Here is a 17,881-nt window from a genome sequence, read left to right as displayed (position 1 = left end):
GAAAGCAGCACCCCGCGAACGAAGAGTCCCGGCGTGACTGAAGGTTTTTTGGCAATATGCCATCAGTAAAAGCGGTATGCTTGCCGGGATTTTTTAGAGGTGTATCTGGATGAGTAAGGTCAGTGTGTTGGTCGTGGACGACGCTTCGTTCATTCGTGACCTGGTGAAGAAGTGCCTGCGCAACTACTTCCCGGGCATCCGCATCGAAGATGCGGTGAACGGTAAGAAAGCCCAATCCCTGCTGGCCCGTGAGGCGTTCGACCTGGTGCTGTGCGATTGGGAAATGCCGGAAATGTCGGGCCTGGAGCTGCTGACCTGGTGCCGCCAGCAGGACAATCTCAAGGGCATGCCGTTTGTGATGGTCACCAGCCGCGGCGACAAGGAAAACGTGGTCCAGGCGATCCAGGCCGGCGTTTCCGGCTACGTCAGCAAGCCGTTCACCAACGAGCAACTGCTGACCAAGGTCAAGCAGGCCCTGCACAAGGTTGGCAAGCTCGACACCCTGATGAACAGCGCTCCGACCAAGATGAACTCGGCGTTCGGCAATGATTCGCTCAGCGCGCTTACCGGCGGCAAGGCGGCTCCGGTTGCGGCGGCGGCTCCGGCGGTCAATCCATTTGCCAAGCCTGCTGTCGTTGCAGCTGCCGCGCCCGCCGCTGTTGCTGCTCCAGCCCGCGGCATGCTCAACAGCCCGCCGGTCAAGGCGCCTTCAGCCTCCACCGCCCCGGCTGGCGCCAACCGTGGTCAGGGCCAGTTGCGCCTCTCCAGCGGCACCCAGCAATGCGTGATCAAGGCCCTGAGCCTCAAGGAAGCGCTGCTGCTGGTCAAACGCACCGACACCCTGCCACAGGTGCTGGAAAGCGCCGTGCTGGACATGGAGCAGGGCGACAACGCCGAAACTGCTCGCCTCAACGGTTACTTGCACGCCATCGTTGCTCACGAGCAGACCCCCGACAGCGAATGGCTGCAACTGACCTTCCGTTTTGTCGATAAAGACCCACAGAAGCTCGACTACATCTCCCGCCTGATTGCCCGCGGTACAGCGCAGAAGCATTTCGTACCTGGCGCCTGATTCGGCGGCGTCCTTCAGTCAGTCATCGCGAGCAGGCTCGCTCCCACAGTGATCTCTGTTGTTCACAAAATTTGTGTCCACAGCAGATCCAGTGTGGGAGCGAGCCTGCTCGCGATGGGGTCACCAGCGACAATAGCGCCCTATCGGCCAACCCATTTTGAAACATCCGTCGACTACGCTGGTCCATCCAGCTGCTAGGCTGCTGTACAGGCCTTCATTTCGACAGAATTTTTGCCCATGTTTTTGCCCCTGCTGTTTGCCTGTGGTCTTGTCCTGGCCTCCACCTCGGCCGTGGCCATGACGATCTACAAATCCACCGATGCCAATGGCGTGGTGTCCTACAGCGATCGCCCCAGCAAGGGCGCGCAGGTGTTCGTGTTCCGTGATCGCATGGTCGAACGTCTCGAGCGCCAGGTGTTTCTCGATATCAAGAAACAGAAGGGCGCGGACGCGGTGTTCGTGCGCAACGACTTGTACGCGCCGGTGGAGATCGAATTGAGTTTTGCCGGGCTACGCAACGTCAGTGGGGCGCCGAGCCGGCCGATCCGGCGGGTGCTGCCGGCGCGCAGTAACCTGCGTCTGGCGCTGCTCACGGCCACGCGCCCCGGAAAGCCTTTGGTGTACACCCCACGGTTCGAATACTCCCTGGGCGACCCTGCAGGCACGGCGCAGGCCTATCGATACCCGCTGCCGTGGCGTGGCGGTCCGTTTCGGCTGAGCCAGGGGGCCAACGGTCAATACAGCCACTATGGCCCCAAAAACCGTTATGCCATGGACATCGCCATGCCCGAGGGCACGCCGATCATCGCGGCGCGCGGCGGCGTGGTGGTCAAGACGGAAAATCACCAGACCGGCCGTGGCACCGACCCGTCGGGCAACTTCGTGCGGGTGCTGCACGATGACGGGACCATGGGCGTGTACCTGCACCTGCAAAAAGGCTCGGTGAGCGTGCGGGAAGGGCAACGGGTGATGGTGGGAACGCCGCTGGCGCTGTCGGGCAATACCGGCAACAGTTCAGGTCCGCACCTGCATTTCGTGGTGCAGCGCAATACCGGGTTGGGGCTGGTGTCGATTCCCTACCAGTTCAATCAACCGGTGGGCGACTTGCCCAACTTTGCGTTGGGCAAGCAGTAAGCGGCTGGCGCCGATCTACTGTGGCGAGGGAGCTTGCTCCCGCTGGGTCGCGAAGCGGCCCCAAAAGCGACGACTGCTTCGCAGCCGAGCGGGAGCAAGCTCCCTCGCCACAGAGATTGCGCATGCCTTGTAGAAAGGTGGGGCTCAACCGAGCATCAACACCTTCGCCAGAATAATCTTCGGTCCTTTCATCTTCTTGATGATGATCCGCAGGCCTTCGACTTCCAGCACTTCTTCCTCTTCCGGCACGCGCTTGAGGGTTTCATAGACCAGCCCGGCGAGGGTCTCGGCCTCGATGTGGTCCAGGTCGATGCCCAGCAGGCGCTCGACCTTGAACAACGGCGTGTCACCGCGCACCAGCAGCTTGCCCGGCTGATAGGCCAGGATGCCGCGCTCGGCCTTGCGGTGTTCGTCCTGGATGTCGCCCACCAGCACTTCGAGCACGTCTTCCATGGTCAAATAACCGATGATGTTGCCGTCGGCTTCTTCAACCAGGGCGAAGTGCGAGCCGCCCTTGCGGAACTGCTCCAGCAGCTGCGAGAGCGGCATGTGCCGCGACACGCGCTCCAGTGGGCGGGTGAGTTCGGCCAGGTTGAACGACTCGGGAATGTGATCCAGGGCCGCCAGTTCCAGCAGCAGGTCCTTGATGTGCAGCAGGCCGACGAACTCCTGGCGATCGCTGTCGTACACCGGATAGCGGCTGAACTTGTGGCGACGGAACATCGCCAGGATCTCCTTGAGCGGCGCATTGAACTCCAGCGTCACCAGGTCTTCCCGGGAGTTGGCCCAGTCCACCACTTCCAGCTCGCCCATTTCCACGGCCGAGGCCAGCACACGCATGCCCTGGTCGCTTGGGTCCTGGCCACGGCTGGAGTGCAGGATCAGTTTCAGTTCTTCACGGCTGTAATGGTGCTCGTGATGCGGGCCGGGTTCGCCTTGGCCGGCGATACGCAGGATGGCGTTGGCGCTGGCATTGAGCAGGTAGATCGCCGGGTACATGGCCCAGTAGAACAGGTACAGCGGCACGGCGGTCCACAGCGACAGCAGCTCGGGCTTGCGGATCGCCCAGGATTTGGGCGCCAGCTCACCGACCACGATGTGCAGGTACGAAATGATGAAGAACGCGGTGAAGAACGACACGCCCTTGATCACTTCCGGCGACTCAACGCCGACCGCGCCCAGCAGCGGCTCCAGAACGTGGGCGAACGCCGGCTCACCGACCCAGCCCAGGCCCAGGGAGGCCAGGGTGATACCCAGTTGACAGGCCGACAGGTAAGCATCGAGCTGGCTGTGAACGGTACGCAGGATATGCCCGCGCCAGCCGTTTTTCTCAGCGATGGCCTCGACCCGGGTCGAGCGCAGTTTGACCATGGCAAATTCGGCCGCAACGAAAAAGCCGTTGAGCAGAACCAGGATCAGAGCAAAAAGAATCATGCCGAATTCGGCGAAGAGTGTTGCCAGGGACAAGCCAGGGGAAGGGTCCATGATGGAGTTTTGCGGGTTCCGTATATTCGAAAGGATTGGAAATGAGTGCCTGAAAAGGCAGGCACAAGTCAGCCAATGTAGCGGCTGACTGGGCCGTTGCCTAGTGGCGAGTGCTGGCCGGTCTCAATCGGCGGCGCGGGTGAGGCGCGCGCGAACCGTCTGTGCCGGGGCAAAATGGCAGGTAAACGTACTGCCGTGGCCGGGCACGCTGCTGATTTCCATGCGCCCGCGATGCCGCAGTAACACGTGCTTGACGATCGCCAGGCCCAGCCCGGTGCCGCCGGTATTGGAGTTGCGGCTGGAATCGACGCGGTAGAAACGTTCGGTCAGGCGCGGCAGGTGTTTGCTGTCGATGCCGATGCCCGAATCCTGCACGCTCAGGTGTGCGCCTTGGCCGTCGCCCCACCAGCGAACGTGAATCCGGCCTTGTTCCGGCGTGTATTTGACGGCATTGAACACCAGATTGGAGAAGGCACTGCGCAGTTCGGCCTCGCTGCCCTTGAGCTGCACGTTCGGGTCGGCTTCAAGGGTGATGGTCTGCTGCTTGGGCCCGGAGAGTTCCTGGGCATCCTCAACAATGATTTGCAGCAAGTCGTCGACAGGCACCGGCTGGTTGTCCGAGGGGTAATCGGTGGCTTCAAGTTTGGCCAGCAGCAGCAGGTCATTGAGCAGGGTCTGCATACGCCCGCTTTGCTGGTGCATCTGCTGCAACGCGCGGCTCCAGCGTGGGTTCACTTCCTCGACATTGTCCAGCAGGGTTTCCAGATACCCGCAGATCACGGTCAACGGCGTGCGCAACTCATGGGAGACATTGGCGACGAAGTCTTTGCGCATCTGTTCCAACTGATGGATGCGCGTCACGTCACGCACCAGCATCAAGTGCTCGTTGTTTCCGTAGCGCGTGAGGTACAGCTGAATGCGCACCCGGTCATTGGTGGGCGAAGGAATCTCCAGCGGCTCGGCGTAGTTTTCCTGTTCGAAGTATTCCTTGAAGCGAGGGTGGCGCACCAGGTTGGTCACCGGCTGGCCGCTGTCTTGAGGGGTCTTGAGGCCCAGCAGGGTTTCGGCGGCGCGGTTCCACCATTCCAGGTTGCCATCGCTGTCGAGCATGATCACCGCGTCCTTGAGCGCCGCAGTGGACTCCTGGACCCGGTCGATCACCGCTTGCAGGCGGCCACGCACGCGCTGGTCACGCCGTTGCAGGTGATAGATGCTGTCGAATACCTCACCCCACAGGCCATAGCCGTCGGGCGGGGCCTCGTCGGGTTTATGCAGGCGCAGCCACTCATGCATGCGCAGCAGTTGCTTGAGCGTCCAGGCCAGGTACAGCGCCAGGCCCGCAGCCAGACTCCAGCCGTAGAAGCCGGTGATCAGGCCCACGACCAGACAGCCGGTCACTAGCAACAACATGTGGCGAATCAGGGTGCCATGCCAGTTTTGATTCAATTGAACGCGCGTCCTTGTCAGCTTGTCGGGCGGTAAGGGCTCGGGTCAGGCCTTGGTCGAAAAACGATAACCGGTGCCGCGCACAGTTTGTACCAGATTCTCATAGGCATCGCCGAGGGCTTTGCGCAGGCGACGAATGTGCACGTCCACGGTGCGCTCCTCGACATAAACATTACCGCCCCAGACCTGGTCCAGCAGTTGCCCACGGGTATAGGCGCGCTCCTGGTGGGTCATGAAAAATTGCAGCAGGCGGTATTCGGTCGGGCCCATCTCGGCGGGTTTGCCGTCGATGGTCACGCGGTGGCTGATGGGGTCCAGCAGCAGGCCGCCGACTTCAATCGGGGCCTCGCCATCGGTCGGACCGGCGCGCCGCAACACGGCCTTCAGGCGTGCCACCAGCTCCCGTGGGGAAAACGGCTTGGTGATGTAGTCGTCGGCGCCGACTTCCAGGCCCTGGATCTTGTTGTCTTCTTCGCCCTTGGCGGTGAGCATGATGATCGGGATATCACCGGTCAGCTCATCGCGCTTGAGGCGTCGCGCCAGTTCAATGCCAGACGTACCGGGAAGCATCCAGTCCAGCAGAATCAGGTCGGGCTTGCGGTCGACGATGATGGCGTGGGCCTGTTGGGAGTTTTCTGCTTCCATGCAGTCATAGCCGGCCATCTCCAACGCAACGGCGATCATCTCGCGGATGGGCGCTTCGTCGTCGACGATCAGAATGCTCCTGCCAACCATGGGGTAATCCTCTTGTCATTTAACTGTCTTGCGCCGCATTAGATAACGGAATTATTGCAGTCGTGTGACACTTGTCTCGGCACCCGGCAGTGTAGAGGATCCTGGACTAAGCTTTTGAGTCCGATTCCTGACAACTGCAAAAGAAGGTTTCCATGACTTACCTTACCCAATCCATCAAGGCTCTGGGCCTGGCGGTTGCCTTGGTGCTGCCGGCGCTGGCGTACGCGGCTGACGAACCGGCGATGATCAAAGATGGCATGCTGACCGACCACAAGGGCATGACGTTGTATACCTTTGAAAAAGACCAAGGCGGCAAGTCAGCGTGCGTCGCCAAATGTGCCGAGAACTGGCCACCGCTCAAGGCTGAAAGCGCTGCCATGCCCATGGGTAAATGGACCGTGATTACGCGCGACGACGGGTCGTCGCAGTGGGCCTACGACGGCAAGCCGCTGTACACCTTCGTGAAGGACGAGAAAGAAGGAGACAAGACCGGTGACGGCGTAATGGGCGGTGCCTGGAAGGTTGCCAAGCCCAAGTAGCTGATCGGTGCTAAAACGCTTTTGTGGCCGGGGAGCAAGCTCCCCCGCCACAAAGATTTCATGACCGTGGGTTCAGCGCTGGGTCAGCGGTCTCACCGCAACGCGTAATCCAGCACAATCCCCACGAAAATCGCCAACCCGGCCCAATGGTTGTGCAAAAAAGCCTTGAAGCAGCGCATCCGGTCTCTGCTGCGGGTGTACCAGAATTCCCAGGCAAAACACCCGGCAGCGGCCACCAGCCCCAAGTGGAACCAGCCGCCCAACTGGAATTTCGACCCGGCCAGCAGCAGGCAACCCAAGGCCAGGCCCTGCAGCGTCAGGATGATCACCCGGTCGGCATCGCCAAACAGAATGGCCGTGGACTTGACGCCGATCCGCAAGTCATCGTCCCGGTCAGTCATCGCGTAATAGGTGTCGTAGCCCACCGTCCACAGCAGGTTGGCGATGTACAGCAGCCAGGCCGCCGCCGGCAAATGCCCGGTTTCGGCAGTGAACGCCATCGGCATGCCCCAGGAGAACGCTGCCCCCAGCACCACTTGCGGATAGTAGGTGTAGCGCTTCATGAACGGGTAACTGAACGCCAGCGCCAGCCCGCCGAGGGACAGCAAGATGGTCGGTGCATTGGTACACAGCACCAGCAGGAAGCTCACGCCCATCAGCACCGCGAAGAACACCAGCGCCTCTTTCGAACTGATCTTGCCGCTCACCAGCGGGCGCTGTTCGGTGCGTTTGACGTGGCCGTCCACCTTGCGGTCGGCCCAGTCGTTGATCACACAACCACCGGCGCGCGTCAGGACCACGCCAAGCACGAAAATCACGATGTTGGCCAGGGACGGCGAACCTTCCCCGGCAATCCACAAAGCCCACAACGTCGGCCATAACAGCAGATAGATGCCGATGGGCTTGTCCAGGCGCGTCAGTTGCACGAAGTCCCACGCCCGCGGGTTCAGGCGGTTCAAGGATTTGAGCAGTTGCACGTACATCAGCAGTTCTCCGAATAGGCGCGGGCGACGGTCCACAGGCGCGGCAGGAAAATTTCCGCCACCAGCACACTCAACGTTCCGCGATCAAAACGCGAACGGCGGCCCCACAGTTCACGAGCGCGCACCTCAGCCGGCAACCATTGTTCGGGGTAATGGCAAACCTCGATGGCCCGGCGCTGGAACGCCTGGTCGCAAAACAGCAACTCGCCCAGGGAACGACTGCCCAGCTCGTCCATCTGCAAACCGTCGCCCTGCAACGCGCTACGCGCCGCCACACTGCGGGCAAACACCCAGGCCTCGCCATGGCCGCGCAGATACACCTCGCGTACCCAGCCTTCGCTGCCCTCGGCCAGATCCAGCGCGGCACATTCATCGGCCCGCAAGGGTTGCCAACCTTCGAACAGCGGCGTCACGCTGAAACGCTCATCCGACAGCCGCGTCAGGCGCCGGGTCAGGGACCCTTCGTCGAATAGCCAGTCGAGCACACAGGCGTCAGGGCGAGGCGACAGCAGGGGCTGGGGCAACCATTGGAGTGTAGGAAATATCGAATTTGTATGCGGCACAGAGGTCTTGAATGGCAGCAAATGAGGCCGCGAGCTTACCATGTCGGTTGGCGAATTTGATTCAGCGGGGCGGTCTTAGCGTCGATCATGCTTGCATCTATCGCGACCGATCAGTACAAAACGCCCTGAGCCGGAAGGGGCAGCTTTACATCGACCCAACCATACCGGCAAATGCCGACACCTGAGGAAGTACCTGAATGAAAAAGTGGCAATGTATTGTCTGCGGCCTGATCTACGATGAAGCCCTTGGCTGGCCGGATGACGGCATCGCGCCCGGCACTGCCTGGCAAGACGTACCCGAAGACTGGCTCTGCCCGGACTGCGGCGTGGGTAAATCGGATTTCGAAATGATCGCTATCTGATCGTTTCCTGCATGGAGAGCTACATGGAGAGCAACATGAGTGCACCTGTCGTCATCGTCGGTACGGGCCTTGCCGGTTACAACCTGGCCCGGGAGTTTCGCAAACTCGACAGCGAAACTCCGCTGCTGCTGATCAGCGCCGATGACGGTCGCTCCTACTCCAAGCCGATGCTCTCCACAGGCTTTGGCAAAAACAAAGACGCCGACGGCCTGAGCATGGCCGAGCCGGGCGCCATGGCCGAGCAACTGAACGCCGAAGTGCGCACCCACACCCGCATCAGCGGCATCGATCCGGGCCACAAACGCTTGTGGATCGGCGAAGAAACGGTGAACTACCGCGACCTGATCCTGGCCTGGGGCGCAGAAACCGTGCGCGTGCCGGTACAGGGTGATGCCTCGGACCTGATCTTCCCCATCAACGATCTGGAAGACTACGCACGCTTTCGCGCAGCGGCCGCCGGCAAGCGCCGGGTGCTCTTGCTCGGTGCCGGGCTGATTGGCTGCGAATTCGCCAACGACCTGATCCTGGGCGGTTACGAAGTGCAACTGGTCGCGCCGTGCGAGCAAGTCATGCCGACCCTGCTGCACCCTGCGGCCGCCGCTGCGGTACAGGCCGGGCTGGAAAGCCTCGGTGCGCGTTTCCACCTGGGGCCGGTGCTCAATCGCCTGCAACGGGTGGCCGACGGGCTGGAGGCGCACCTGTCCGACGGCCAGGTGATCGCCTGCGACCTGGTGGTCTCGGCCATTGGCCTGCGCCCCCGCATCGACTTGGCCGCCGCTGCCGGCCTGGTGGTCAATCGCGGCGTGGTGGTCGATCGCCACCTGAAAACCTCCCACGCCAACATCTACGCCCTGGGCGACTGCGCCGAGGTCGACGGCTTGAACCTGCTGTACGTCATGCCGCTGATGAGCTGCGCCCGTGCCCTGGCCCAAACCCTGGCCGGCAACCCGACCGCGGTGCGCTACGGTGCCATGCCAATTACCGTGAAAACCCCGGTGTGCCCACTGGTGGTTTCGCCACCACCACGGGGCAGCGAAGGCGTGTGGAGCGTCGAAGGGCAGGGCTGTGACATCAAGGCCCTGTGCCGCGACGCCAACGGCAACCTGCTGGGTTACGCCCTGACCGGCGCGGCGGTGATGGAAAAACTGGCACTGAACAAAGAGCTTCCAGCGCTGCTGGCGTAAATGCCAGTCCTTCTGTCGTAAATACCCTGCTTTCGGCGCGACAAAGGCCGCCCTGACACTGGCGCCGCCTGCGGCCCCGTGCCATCCTCACTCCCGTCTGCCGCAGAGTAGAGCCTGCGGCGCCTTAGGGGCTGTTTCCATGAGTACAGCCCAGACATAACAACAAAAAAACCGTCAAAAGGGGCTTCATTCATGCGTAAACCAGAACTCGCCGCCGCCATCGCGGAAAAGGCTGACCTCACTAAAGAGCAAGCCAACCGCGTCCTCAACGCCGTTCTCGAAGAAATCACCGGCGCCCTGCACCGCAAGGACAGCGTCACCCTGGTAGGCTTCGGCACCTTCCTGCAGCGCCACCGCGGCGCGCGTACCGGCAAAAACCCACAGACCGGTGAGCCGGTGAAGATCAAGGCCAGCAACACGGTCGCCTTCAAGCCGGGCAAAATGTTGAAGGACAGCGTCAATCCATAATCGCCGCGGGTTCCCCGGTTAGGGGGCAAACGGTAGAAAAAAAGGGCATGCCGATTGAGTCGGATGCCCTTTTTTTATGCTTGTGTCCCGAACGTCGAAGGCACCCAACCGCCAATGTGGGAGCGAGCCTGCTCGCGATGGCCGCCTGTTGGTTGGGCGAGGGGATTTATCCCCGCTCGGCGGCGCAGCCCAGATTAACGCCCGTATACCTTCTGCAACTGCGCCTCTGTCAGCGCATCCTCGAACGGCACCGGCACTGATTTCACCGCGCCGTAGAGGTTGCGATAACGCCAGTAACTGCCGTTGTGGGCCAGTTGATAACCGCGCTCGACCACGCGCTGACCATCGAGCACATAACGCAAGGTTTCCTGGGCGGCTGGCGGTGGGGTCGGCAGCATCAGGTCGGTGGTCAGCACGCGCATCGATTCGTCGATGCACTCGTCCAGCACCGCCGTGACTTGCGTCAGATCCAGGCTGCCATCATCAATGCAGCGGCTGCCGCAACGCCGAATCGGCTGGCTGGTGACTTCGATGCGCATGCGGTACAGCGCCGAACCGGCAATATCCTGGACCTGCACCTGATTGATCAGCACGAAACTGCCGCGATCGGGGGTGAGCATCAGTTTAGGTTCGACCAGTAGGCGCGCGGTCACGGGCCCCATTCCCTGCTTGAGGCCGGCCGCCAGCGAAGCCTGCTGGAAACGCTGTTGCAGACGTTCCTGCAACGGCACGCCCGCCAACAGGTCGGCCAGCGGGCGCGACTCCTTGGCCGCAGCGGTTTCCGCATCCCGCTGCAAGCTGCCGCTGCCCATCTGGGTATTGATCAGGCTGGCGACCAGCAAACCGGCAAGCCCGGCGGTGTTGCCGGAACTGGCGATCAGATTATGGCTCGACGACGCGGCCTGCTGCGCGGCCTTGGCGTCGACCACAGTGCTGGCCCCCACGAACGCCGGCGGCAGTTGTACATCCACCTTGACCCCATGGGCCTGGACGTAAGTCACCGCCTCTTGCGACTTGAAACCGGCCGGCGGCGCAGGCTTCTGCGCGCAACCGGCCAGCACCAGCAGGGCCAGCGTGGCGGCCGCTAACAGCGCCCGTTTCATTGTTGTTCGAACGGGGTGATCATTTGCTGGCGGCTGGTATCCATCGCCTGGTAGAAGGCGTTGGTCAGATTGGCGTAGTTAGGCTCGTCCCACTCACCCTGAGCGGCCTGCACGACGGCAAAAGGTTTGAACCACAGCAGCTTGTTGTCGGCCAGATCAACCACCATGCCTTGCCCGCCCACCTGCGCCATCGGCACGCTGGTCGGCACGACGCTGTAATAGCTGCGAGTGGCGCCGGTAGCCAGAATGTTGACCAGCAACAGGCGATCCACCCCGTAAGTCGCCTTGAGCGGCGTCAGGTCGCGGACCGTGTAGCCTTCGCGGAAACTGACTTCCTTATAGACCTTCAGATCCACCGGCTCGTCGATTCGTTTGGCCTTGTAACCCTTGGCCTGCAACTTGGCGACAATGGCGTCCGGCAGCGTGTTGAGGTCCTTGACTTGCCATTTCTCGACACTGTCGCTGAGCGTGCTGTTAACGCCCTTGTTGATGGCAAAATCCAGAAGACCCTGATTGCCGGTCAGCGCCAGCACAGGCTCCGGCACGACGGTAATCGCCACGCCGATAGTCGGCTCCTTGGCGTCCCAGAATTGATGATCCAGCGGTACTGGTGGTTGAACGTGGGCGCAGCCGGTGAGCGTGAGGCAGGCGAGCAACGTCAGTGCAGCGAGGGTGCGGAAGGTGTGAAAAGACATGCATCAAGTCCCTATGATTAAAAACGATGCTGCCTGTGTCGGCAGCATCGGGCGGAACAATAATGGCAGATTGATATATTTTTTTCAGCTGGGCTACAGCTAGGAGTGGGAAGTGACTTCGTCACCCTGCGGAAATTCAGAGTCTGCAGCGCCAGCCAGAGTTCTTGAGTCAAATGATCGAATCAACATCCAGTGTGTAATGTTTACCGACGGAGTACCCGTGCGCACCGCTTATTAATTCGATATCAACCTCCTCAGTCGGCTCCATCGCCAGTTGCTCGGCGACCCTGTTCTGCGGATGTTCGTGCCAGCGGGCTAAACTTTGCGCCAATCGTTCGGGATGCTCGGACAAACTTCCATAAACGTCTTTTTCGTTGACTGACGCCGTACGCAGTGTGGCTAGACGAGCGCGGGTGGTTTGGATCTTGTCTATCTCGCGAGCGAGTGCAATGTTAACGGGCCTTTCGCTACGCCTATTTGGTGCCGAGCGTCTCGTCTGGTGACGGTTTTCGTCGCGTAACTGCTGGGTAATCCGTTCCAGCGCACTACCTATCCATTCATATTCGAGCTTTGTCACTAGGCTGTCTCCAGTAGCCTGCGCTTGCTGCCAGCGGCGCAAGGTCGCCCAACAAGCGGGGATATAGCTGGGGATCATGAAATGGTTTCTAACGTCGAAGAGTTGAGATAGGAATGAAGGACGATCCGGCAAGCCGCGCTTATGGTGAAGGGCTATTTCGCAGGCGGCGTGTTGAGTAATGGTGTCGCAACTGGGTGTCCAGAGAATCGAGGACTTCTCCCCGCGACCGAGTTCAACCGGCAAGAAATGTCGCAAGATACCGTGGTGTTCGTAGGCCTCGCCCGTCCAGTTCGTGATGCCTGCCACGAACATTGAAAGGCCGAGCGGCACGTTGGCGAACATCAGTGCCGTGCCGACGCCATACACACCTGTTCTGGTGTTCATCCAACTGCCGGGTAAGCTGGGTACCGGGTCGTTGTGGTTGACCATGCGATAGTGCAACAGGGGGCCGGCGTTTTTAATGAACGTGGAATCGGCGGCGCGGGGTGCGCCGTAGGTGTAGAGCTGGATGCTGTAGCTTTCATGTCTGCAACGCAGCATCTCGGAAAGTAATAACGCCACTGCGCCTCCCAGGCTGTGGCCGCAGATCAGCAGTTTTTGTCCTGCGTAGAATCGGTCCAGATAACTCGTCACGAAGGTCGCGGCATGTTTGGCGGCCCGATAGAAACCTCGATGCACATGGCCCGCACCTTCTTCAAAAGATACTTGGAGTGCATCGGCGTCGCGCAGGCCGTCGGCGAATTGCTGGGTTCCACGCACTGCGATCAGGATCAATTCGTCGTTGTGGGTGATGAAGGCTTGGGTGTCCGTGCTGTCTTGCTCGTCGGTGTCGTCGAAAAAATGAATGTTGGCGGGATGTTCCTGATGTACGCCTGACTCTGGATCGTTGGCCGCGTAAAGAGTTGGGTCGAACGGGACGATCTCCAGGCGCTTGGAGTAGGGCACGTCCTCGTACAGAGGGTAGAAGTAAGGTTCTGTTTGCTCTGGGTTGAGCTTCCAGATCTCTTCGAATTTGGCCAAAGCATCCGCGAACCAATGACCCATGCTTGGCTGTTGGGTGAAACTTACCGGTGTTTCTATCGGCGATTTGTCAGGTGTCTGGCCGAAGGGGCAATAGGTCAGGGTCGACATGAGCGCCAGTTGGTATAAGTTGAGCGCGCAGAACTCGGGTGCGGTGGACAGCATGGGCCGCAAGGCCCGCAGTGGACGTACCTCCAGCACGGTGTGCCTTTGGGGCATCAAGGCCACCCCGAACTTGCCATGTTCTCCCATGAGTCTCGCAGGCCCCGTGCCGGGTGGGTAGTGACGGTTCACCTCTGGTGGCAGATGCGTGGAATGTTGGACCAAGTGGCGCACTTCCACTTGGAAAAATTCATCAGCGCTGGTTTGCGCGGGTTTTTCTCGGGTGCGGGAGGCGTTGCTGTTCAGGTAGCGTGTTTGTTCGGCGCGAACTTGCAGTTCGGTAATTTTGAGGGGGTAATGCTCCCTGTTAATCAGTTCGTTGTACCCTGCGTCGTTGCCTTGATAGAGTTCAGTGAACACAAGGGCAATGGGCCCCGCACAATGGTTGGCCACTTTCCCTGCCCCATCAGTGTCTAGCTGGCCGTGATATTCAAGCCCTTCGGCATCAGTCGCGGTATACGCCAACCCGGCATACGGTTCGCCTGAACCGAACTCGTCAATGAGTTGAAAAGTGGTCCACTTGCCTTGTCGAGGGCAAGAAACCATTCGTCCATTTAAAGAAGACGTCATTTCCTTATTTGAAACTGCCATTGAGTCCTTTCCTTATTCGATGCATCCGGGATAGACGGAGCAGATACGGCCGTCAATCATTTGAAATGTGCTGAAGTCTTTAAAGTTTCCGAGACAGAAAGCGTGTTGATCTTCAAAGCCCTTGCCCATACAGCGTTTATATCCATTTTTGAACTTCACCCATTTACCGGTGAAGTAGGGTTCCTCCTCCGGCGCCAGGGAAATTTTCATCTTCACGGTCTTGCCTGGTAGCTGTTCGAGGGCGTACGCAGTGAAAGGACGCCCGTGTCCAGGTTCGCCGAGTGGGTTGGTTTTTTTACAATCGAGGATTTTTCTGAGAATGCGAGGCTTTCCTGAGGTACGAAATAGCCATTGGCATTGACCAAAAAAGAGGCTTTCTCCCGCTTCGTTGAAAGTCCCCTTATATGTGTTTTCCAACTCATCACGAATAACGACGTTGGCCGTGTCATGACTGACATCGCTCCAGTCTTGGCCGTAGGCGGAGTTGATTTTGAGTTTGATGCGGTTGATCACCAGCGGACAGCCCTTACGGGTGGTTCGAATAGTGATCCGGGAGTCAGGTGTGTATTCCTTTCGCCACTCTCTGTTAAACACGGGGGCTTTGTTGTCCCTTTTCTCTACGGTGCAGCTCTCACCCCTGGCGGGGGAGTAGTACACCGCCGCAACGTAGGCAAAGTCGGGCGGCAAGTCAGCGGTAAAGATGAAGGTATTCACCTGTTCCTGGGCGCAACCCGCCGTTATCGCCAGGCATAAGCCAAGGTTCATCATCCGCAGGTGATTGTTCATTGCGGCGCGTCCCCTTGCCAAACCTGCGCCGCCAAGCGCACTCGTTCAAAGTGTTCGTCGGGGGGTTCGCCAGGACGCGCATGCCAGTGCGACGCCAGCTTCTGGGTGAGGGCTTGCAGGCTTTGGGTGAGCAAAAACTCCAGAGGGTCGGGCGCCAGCCAATTCCATGCCTCGGCCTGATCAAGCGTGGCGCGCAACCATATCTGCGGATCCTGTTGTTCGGCGAGCTGAGCGTAGGCCTGAAGATGCTCGGCCAACAAAAAGCGGTGGGCGTTGATCAGGCGAGTTTTCATCGCTTGCTGTTGAGCAAGTGGTAGCTGTAGCCAAAGAGGAAAGTCAGGCACCGCAATAGTGCCTGGCGCCGGGTTATCCGTGCATTCCCAACAGGTGCCCTGCCAATAGCACACGCTGATCGCCGGCCCGAGGTAGCCCGGATAGGCCTCAACGGGCAGATTCCTGAGAGCCTTGGCCAATACTCGATTGTCCTGAAAGCGATACAGTGCCTGATGCGGGCGATCTCCGATGATCAACCGTTTGCGCCAGTGTTCCACAAACATGGGCATGTGCCCTTTGGGAACGCTGGCAAACCACCCCCAGTCACTGTCCGGGCGCATGAGCAACTCGTTGATATTTTTGTCGCCGGGATCGACCGTGAAGACAAACGGCCCGGCATCACAGAGGTCTGCGACCACCGTTTGCCCATAGACACTGAGGTACTGGTGAGGGCGGCTGTTCTTCAGCAATGTCTGGCGTATCTGGCGCTCATTTTCGGAGTCCAGAACGAGACACAAGGTGTGGCCGAGACTCTGGTGTGTGAGTAACCATTGATAAGGGCGTGAATGAGTCATGCAGCGGCTTCCATTGGGCAGATACCCTCCCGGCAGGCCTCGCAGATAGGGCAAAAGTCGGACCCTAAGGCTTTACTGGCCGCCATCAGGGCGCGTTGAGTAGGCGCAAGCAGCGGGAGCTGATCCGGTAACGTTGCCAGGGGGGGCGCTAATCCGGGCTTGAATGACGGGGCGGTTGCACCGGACAGTGGTGATCCACCGATCTGGATTTCACTGCTGCTATGGATACCGCTGTGGTCGATCACCAGGTGTTGGCCCCCGGCATTCAAACTGAGGGTTGCGCCTGCCTGGAGAACCACATGGGCGCCTGCCTTGATATGTACTTGCTGTCCGGCCTCAACGACCAGTGTCTGTTCAACGCTCGTGTGACGGTTGGCGACACGCAGATAGTCGTTGCCTCCAATCTGGGTTACGCGATCGGCAGCCGTGGTTCGATACTCACCGGCTTGCAGTACAGTGGTGCTGTTGCCCTTGATAATCTCTCGTCGTTCGTTGCCAACCTCCAGACGACTGTCGTTCTCAACCTTCTGCTCCATGTCACGCTGAGCATGCAGGTAGACCAGCTCCTGACCCACGCGGTCTTCCAGATGCAACTCATTGAACCCCTTGTTGCCTGGCGAGCTGCGAGAGCGAAACACCGTGCGGGTCTTGTGTGCAGGGAGCGGGTAGGGCAAAGGGTTGACGCTGTTGGTCAGGCATCCACTGATCAAGGGTTTGTCGGGGTCGCCCTCCATAAAGGTCACCAGCACCTCCATGCCCACCCTTGGAACCGTGACACTTCCGTAGCCGTTGCCGGCCCAACTGGACGCAACTCGTAACCAACAACTGCTACGGTCATTGAGATGACCCGCGCGATCCCAGAAAAACCTGACCTTGACGCGACCATAGGGGTCGCAATGGATGTCTTCGCCTTCAGGACCAGTGACTATGGCGGTCTGGCTGCCCGATATGTGTGGTTTCTGATGGACCCGCTGCGAACGGTAGGTTGCATCCCAAGGTGTGGCAATGAAACGATTGCGGTAGCTCTGATAGAAGTCGCCTTCATTCGCGGAGGGGGTGTAGGTGAGGTTTTCTTCCAGCACTTGCGGTTGCCTGCCTTGATGATGCACTTCGGTCAGCAGCCAAAGATCATTCCATTCCTGGCGAGGGTGCCCACTCAATGCCAGGAAGTGTCCCGTAGCCAGCTCCGGTTGATTACTTTTGCCTTCAGCCTGGCGGTAGTCGGCACGATGCCGTTCCAAGGCTCGTTGACTGAGTAACCTGCCGCGTTTGTCCTGAGCAAAATCGGCGGGGTAATCGTAGTCTTCCAAGTCTGGCCAGATGCTGTCGCTGTCTGGCTGACAGCCGTTCTCCAAAGGAAATGCCGCCTTCCTGAAATCGTAATTACGACGAGTGACCCTGCTGGGTCGTATCTCCAATCGCAGATCAAAACGCTGGATAACCGGTTCGTCGTTAACCAAGTCCCTTTCGTGCCTATAAACAATGGACCGTTTCAGTCGGCGAAACACCGTTTGATCATCGCCAAATACCAAGCGATGGTCCGATGCACTGTGTTGGAAGTGATAATGCAAGCCTTCTTCGTGACACAGACGCTCAATGAAATTTAAGTCAGACTCGTGGTACTGCACGCAGTAATCACGTGGCGGATAGTTGGAGTTTAATTGAAAGCGATGAGCGTCGGCGAGAATGCCATGTTCTTTTAAGATTAATGAGATGATTTGCGGGACATTGATGTGTTGGAAAATTCGTTGATTAGTACGGTGCTGCAAATAAGCCAGTCGTGGAACCAACCTGATCGTGTAATGAGCCAGACGCTCACCGAACTCACGTTGTACAACGCGATAAATTAGTCCATGTACACCGCGGCCCTGTTTGTTTAAACAAGAAATGCCCGTTTATTTAATAAGCTTTCAAGGTCCATGTTCTTTCGTTCGCTGACGAGGTCAATATCGAAAGAATAAGCCGTACTAATGGCTTCATAACCATTGAAGGCCAAGACCTGTAGATCATGGTCGAGGTCAGGAATCGAGAGGTGAAAATTGGGTAACTCAATAGTGGAGTGCATCAGTTCATCCTTGGGTAATGGCTTCGGCTCCTTATTCCATTGAAGCAGCCCCCGATGCCCGAC

At 59.3% G+C, this 17,881-nt stretch carries 16 protein-coding genes and 1 pseudogene; 6 read left to right on the top strand and 11 right to left on the bottom strand.

Going from position 1 to position 17,881, the window contains the following annotated elements:
* Nucleotides 1-109 precede the first annotated feature (109 nt).
* Nucleotides 110-1,072 (top strand): response regulator, encoded by a 963-nt coding sequence (locus tag GKKCFE_RS25435; RefSeq protein ID WP_047226726.1) that lies wholly within the window; start codon nucleotides 110-112, stop codon nucleotides 1,070-1,072.
* A gap of 237 nt (nucleotides 1,073-1,309) precedes the next feature.
* The gene (locus GKKCFE_RS25430; protein ID WP_047226727.1) at nucleotides 1,310-2,206 is read left to right on the top strand and encodes a peptidoglycan DD-metalloendopeptidase family protein; all 897 of its coding nucleotides are present in this window, start codon (nucleotides 1,310-1,312) and stop codon (nucleotides 2,204-2,206) included.
* A 144-nt stretch (nucleotides 2,207-2,350) separates the two neighbouring features.
* Here the strand turns inward: GKKCFE_RS25430 and GKKCFE_RS25425 are convergent, their stop codons facing one another.
* The 3 genes from GKKCFE_RS25425 to phoB form a co-directional block, all read right to left on the bottom strand.
* Nucleotides 2,351-3,691: a hemolysin family protein gene (locus tag GKKCFE_RS25425; protein ID WP_047226728.1), complete on the bottom strand. Its 1,341-nt coding sequence runs from the start codon at nucleotides 3,689-3,691 to the stop codon at nucleotides 2,351-2,353.
* A gap of 123 nt (nucleotides 3,692-3,814) precedes the next feature.
* Nucleotides 3,815-5,101 (bottom strand): phosphate regulon sensor histidine kinase PhoR, encoded by a 1,287-nt coding sequence (phoR, locus tag GKKCFE_RS25420; protein ID WP_230682609.1) that lies wholly within the window; start codon nucleotides 5,099-5,101, stop codon nucleotides 3,815-3,817.
* Between the two features lie 81 nt (nucleotides 5,102-5,182).
* Nucleotides 5,183-5,872, bottom strand: a complete 690-nt coding sequence (gene phoB, locus GKKCFE_RS25415) for a phosphate regulon transcriptional regulator PhoB (RefSeq protein WP_003177195.1) — start codon at nucleotides 5,870-5,872, stop codon at nucleotides 5,183-5,185.
* A 152-nt stretch (nucleotides 5,873-6,024) separates the two neighbouring features.
* Here phoB and GKKCFE_RS25410 point away from each other — a divergent pair, with 152 nt between their 5' ends.
* Nucleotides 6,025-6,411 carry a COG4315 family predicted lipoprotein gene (locus GKKCFE_RS25410; protein ID WP_076383212.1) on the top strand — a complete coding sequence of 129 codons (387 nt, stop codon included), beginning with the start codon at nucleotides 6,025-6,027 and terminating at the stop codon, nucleotides 6,409-6,411.
* Between the two features lie 92 nt (nucleotides 6,412-6,503).
* Here the strand turns inward: GKKCFE_RS25410 and ubiA are convergent, their stop codons facing one another.
* Nucleotides 6,504-7,394, bottom strand: coding sequence for a 4-hydroxybenzoate octaprenyltransferase (ubiA, locus tag GKKCFE_RS25405; RefSeq protein ID WP_047226731.1), 891 nt, complete (start codon nucleotides 7,392-7,394; stop codon nucleotides 6,504-6,506).
* A complete protein-coding gene (locus tag GKKCFE_RS25400) occupies nucleotides 7,394-7,957 on the bottom strand; it encodes a chorismate--pyruvate lyase family protein (protein WP_047226791.1) in 564 nt (187 codons plus the stop codon). Before GKKCFE_RS25400 ends, ubiA begins: the two co-directional genes overlap by 1 nt.
* A gap of 197 nt (nucleotides 7,958-8,154) precedes the next feature.
* Between GKKCFE_RS25400 and GKKCFE_RS25395 the strand changes: the two genes are divergently transcribed.
* From GKKCFE_RS25395 to GKKCFE_RS25385, 3 genes are all read left to right on the top strand, one after another.
* A complete protein-coding gene (locus GKKCFE_RS25395) occupies nucleotides 8,155-8,319 on the top strand; it encodes a rubredoxin (RefSeq protein ID WP_047226732.1) in 165 nt (54 codons plus the stop codon).
* A 35-nt stretch (nucleotides 8,320-8,354) separates the two neighbouring features.
* A complete protein-coding gene (locus GKKCFE_RS25390; protein WP_445577248.1) occupies nucleotides 8,355-9,503 on the top strand; it encodes an NAD(P)/FAD-dependent oxidoreductase in 1,149 nt (382 codons plus the stop codon).
* A 192-nt stretch (nucleotides 9,504-9,695) separates the two neighbouring features.
* The gene (locus GKKCFE_RS25385; protein ID WP_024777879.1) at nucleotides 9,696-9,971 is read left to right on the top strand and encodes an HU family DNA-binding protein; all 276 of its coding nucleotides are present in this window, start codon (nucleotides 9,696-9,698) and stop codon (nucleotides 9,969-9,971) included.
* Between the two features lie 194 nt (nucleotides 9,972-10,165).
* On the opposite strand, the gene GKKCFE_RS25380 is transcribed toward GKKCFE_RS25385, so the two are convergent.
* The 6 genes and pseudogenes from GKKCFE_RS25380 to tssI all read right to left on the bottom strand — a co-directional run bounded on the left by GKKCFE_RS25380 (nucleotide 10,166) and on the right by tssI (nucleotide 17,818).
* The gene (locus GKKCFE_RS25380) at nucleotides 10,166-11,074 is read right to left on the bottom strand and encodes a hypothetical protein (RefSeq protein WP_445577247.1); all 909 of its coding nucleotides are present in this window, start codon (nucleotides 11,072-11,074) and stop codon (nucleotides 10,166-10,168) included.
* Complete coding sequence (locus GKKCFE_RS25375) at nucleotides 11,071-11,769, bottom strand: hypothetical protein (protein ID WP_139048653.1); 699 nt, start codon at nucleotides 11,767-11,769, stop codon at nucleotides 11,071-11,073. The genes GKKCFE_RS25380 and GKKCFE_RS25375 overlap by 4 nt, the downstream gene beginning before the upstream one ends.
* 169 nt (nucleotides 11,770-11,938) lie before the next feature.
* The gene (locus tag GKKCFE_RS25370; protein WP_445577246.1) at nucleotides 11,939-14,119 is read right to left on the bottom strand and encodes a lipase family protein; all 2,181 of its coding nucleotides are present in this window, start codon (nucleotides 14,117-14,119) and stop codon (nucleotides 11,939-11,941) included.
* 12 nt (nucleotides 14,120-14,131) lie between these two features.
* The gene (locus tag GKKCFE_RS25365) at nucleotides 14,132-14,905 is read right to left on the bottom strand and encodes a hypothetical protein (RefSeq protein ID WP_188251868.1); all 774 of its coding nucleotides are present in this window, start codon (nucleotides 14,903-14,905) and stop codon (nucleotides 14,132-14,134) included.
* Nucleotides 14,902-15,753: a DUF4123 domain-containing protein gene (locus GKKCFE_RS25360; protein WP_188251867.1), complete on the bottom strand. Its 852-nt coding sequence runs from the start codon at nucleotides 15,751-15,753 to the stop codon at nucleotides 14,902-14,904. Before GKKCFE_RS25360 ends, GKKCFE_RS25365 begins: the two co-directional genes overlap by 4 nt.
* Nucleotides 15,750-17,818, bottom strand: a pseudogene (gene tssI, locus GKKCFE_RS25355) (type VI secretion system tip protein TssI/VgrG). Before tssI ends, GKKCFE_RS25360 begins: the two are co-directional and overlap by 4 nt.
* Between the last annotated feature and the right edge of the window lie 63 nt (nucleotides 17,819-17,881).

This window comes from Pseudomonas sp. E141 (assembly GCF_052659885.1).
The sequence above is the reverse complement of the archived record's forward strand: the minus strand, read 5'-3'. Positions and strand labels throughout refer to the sequence as shown.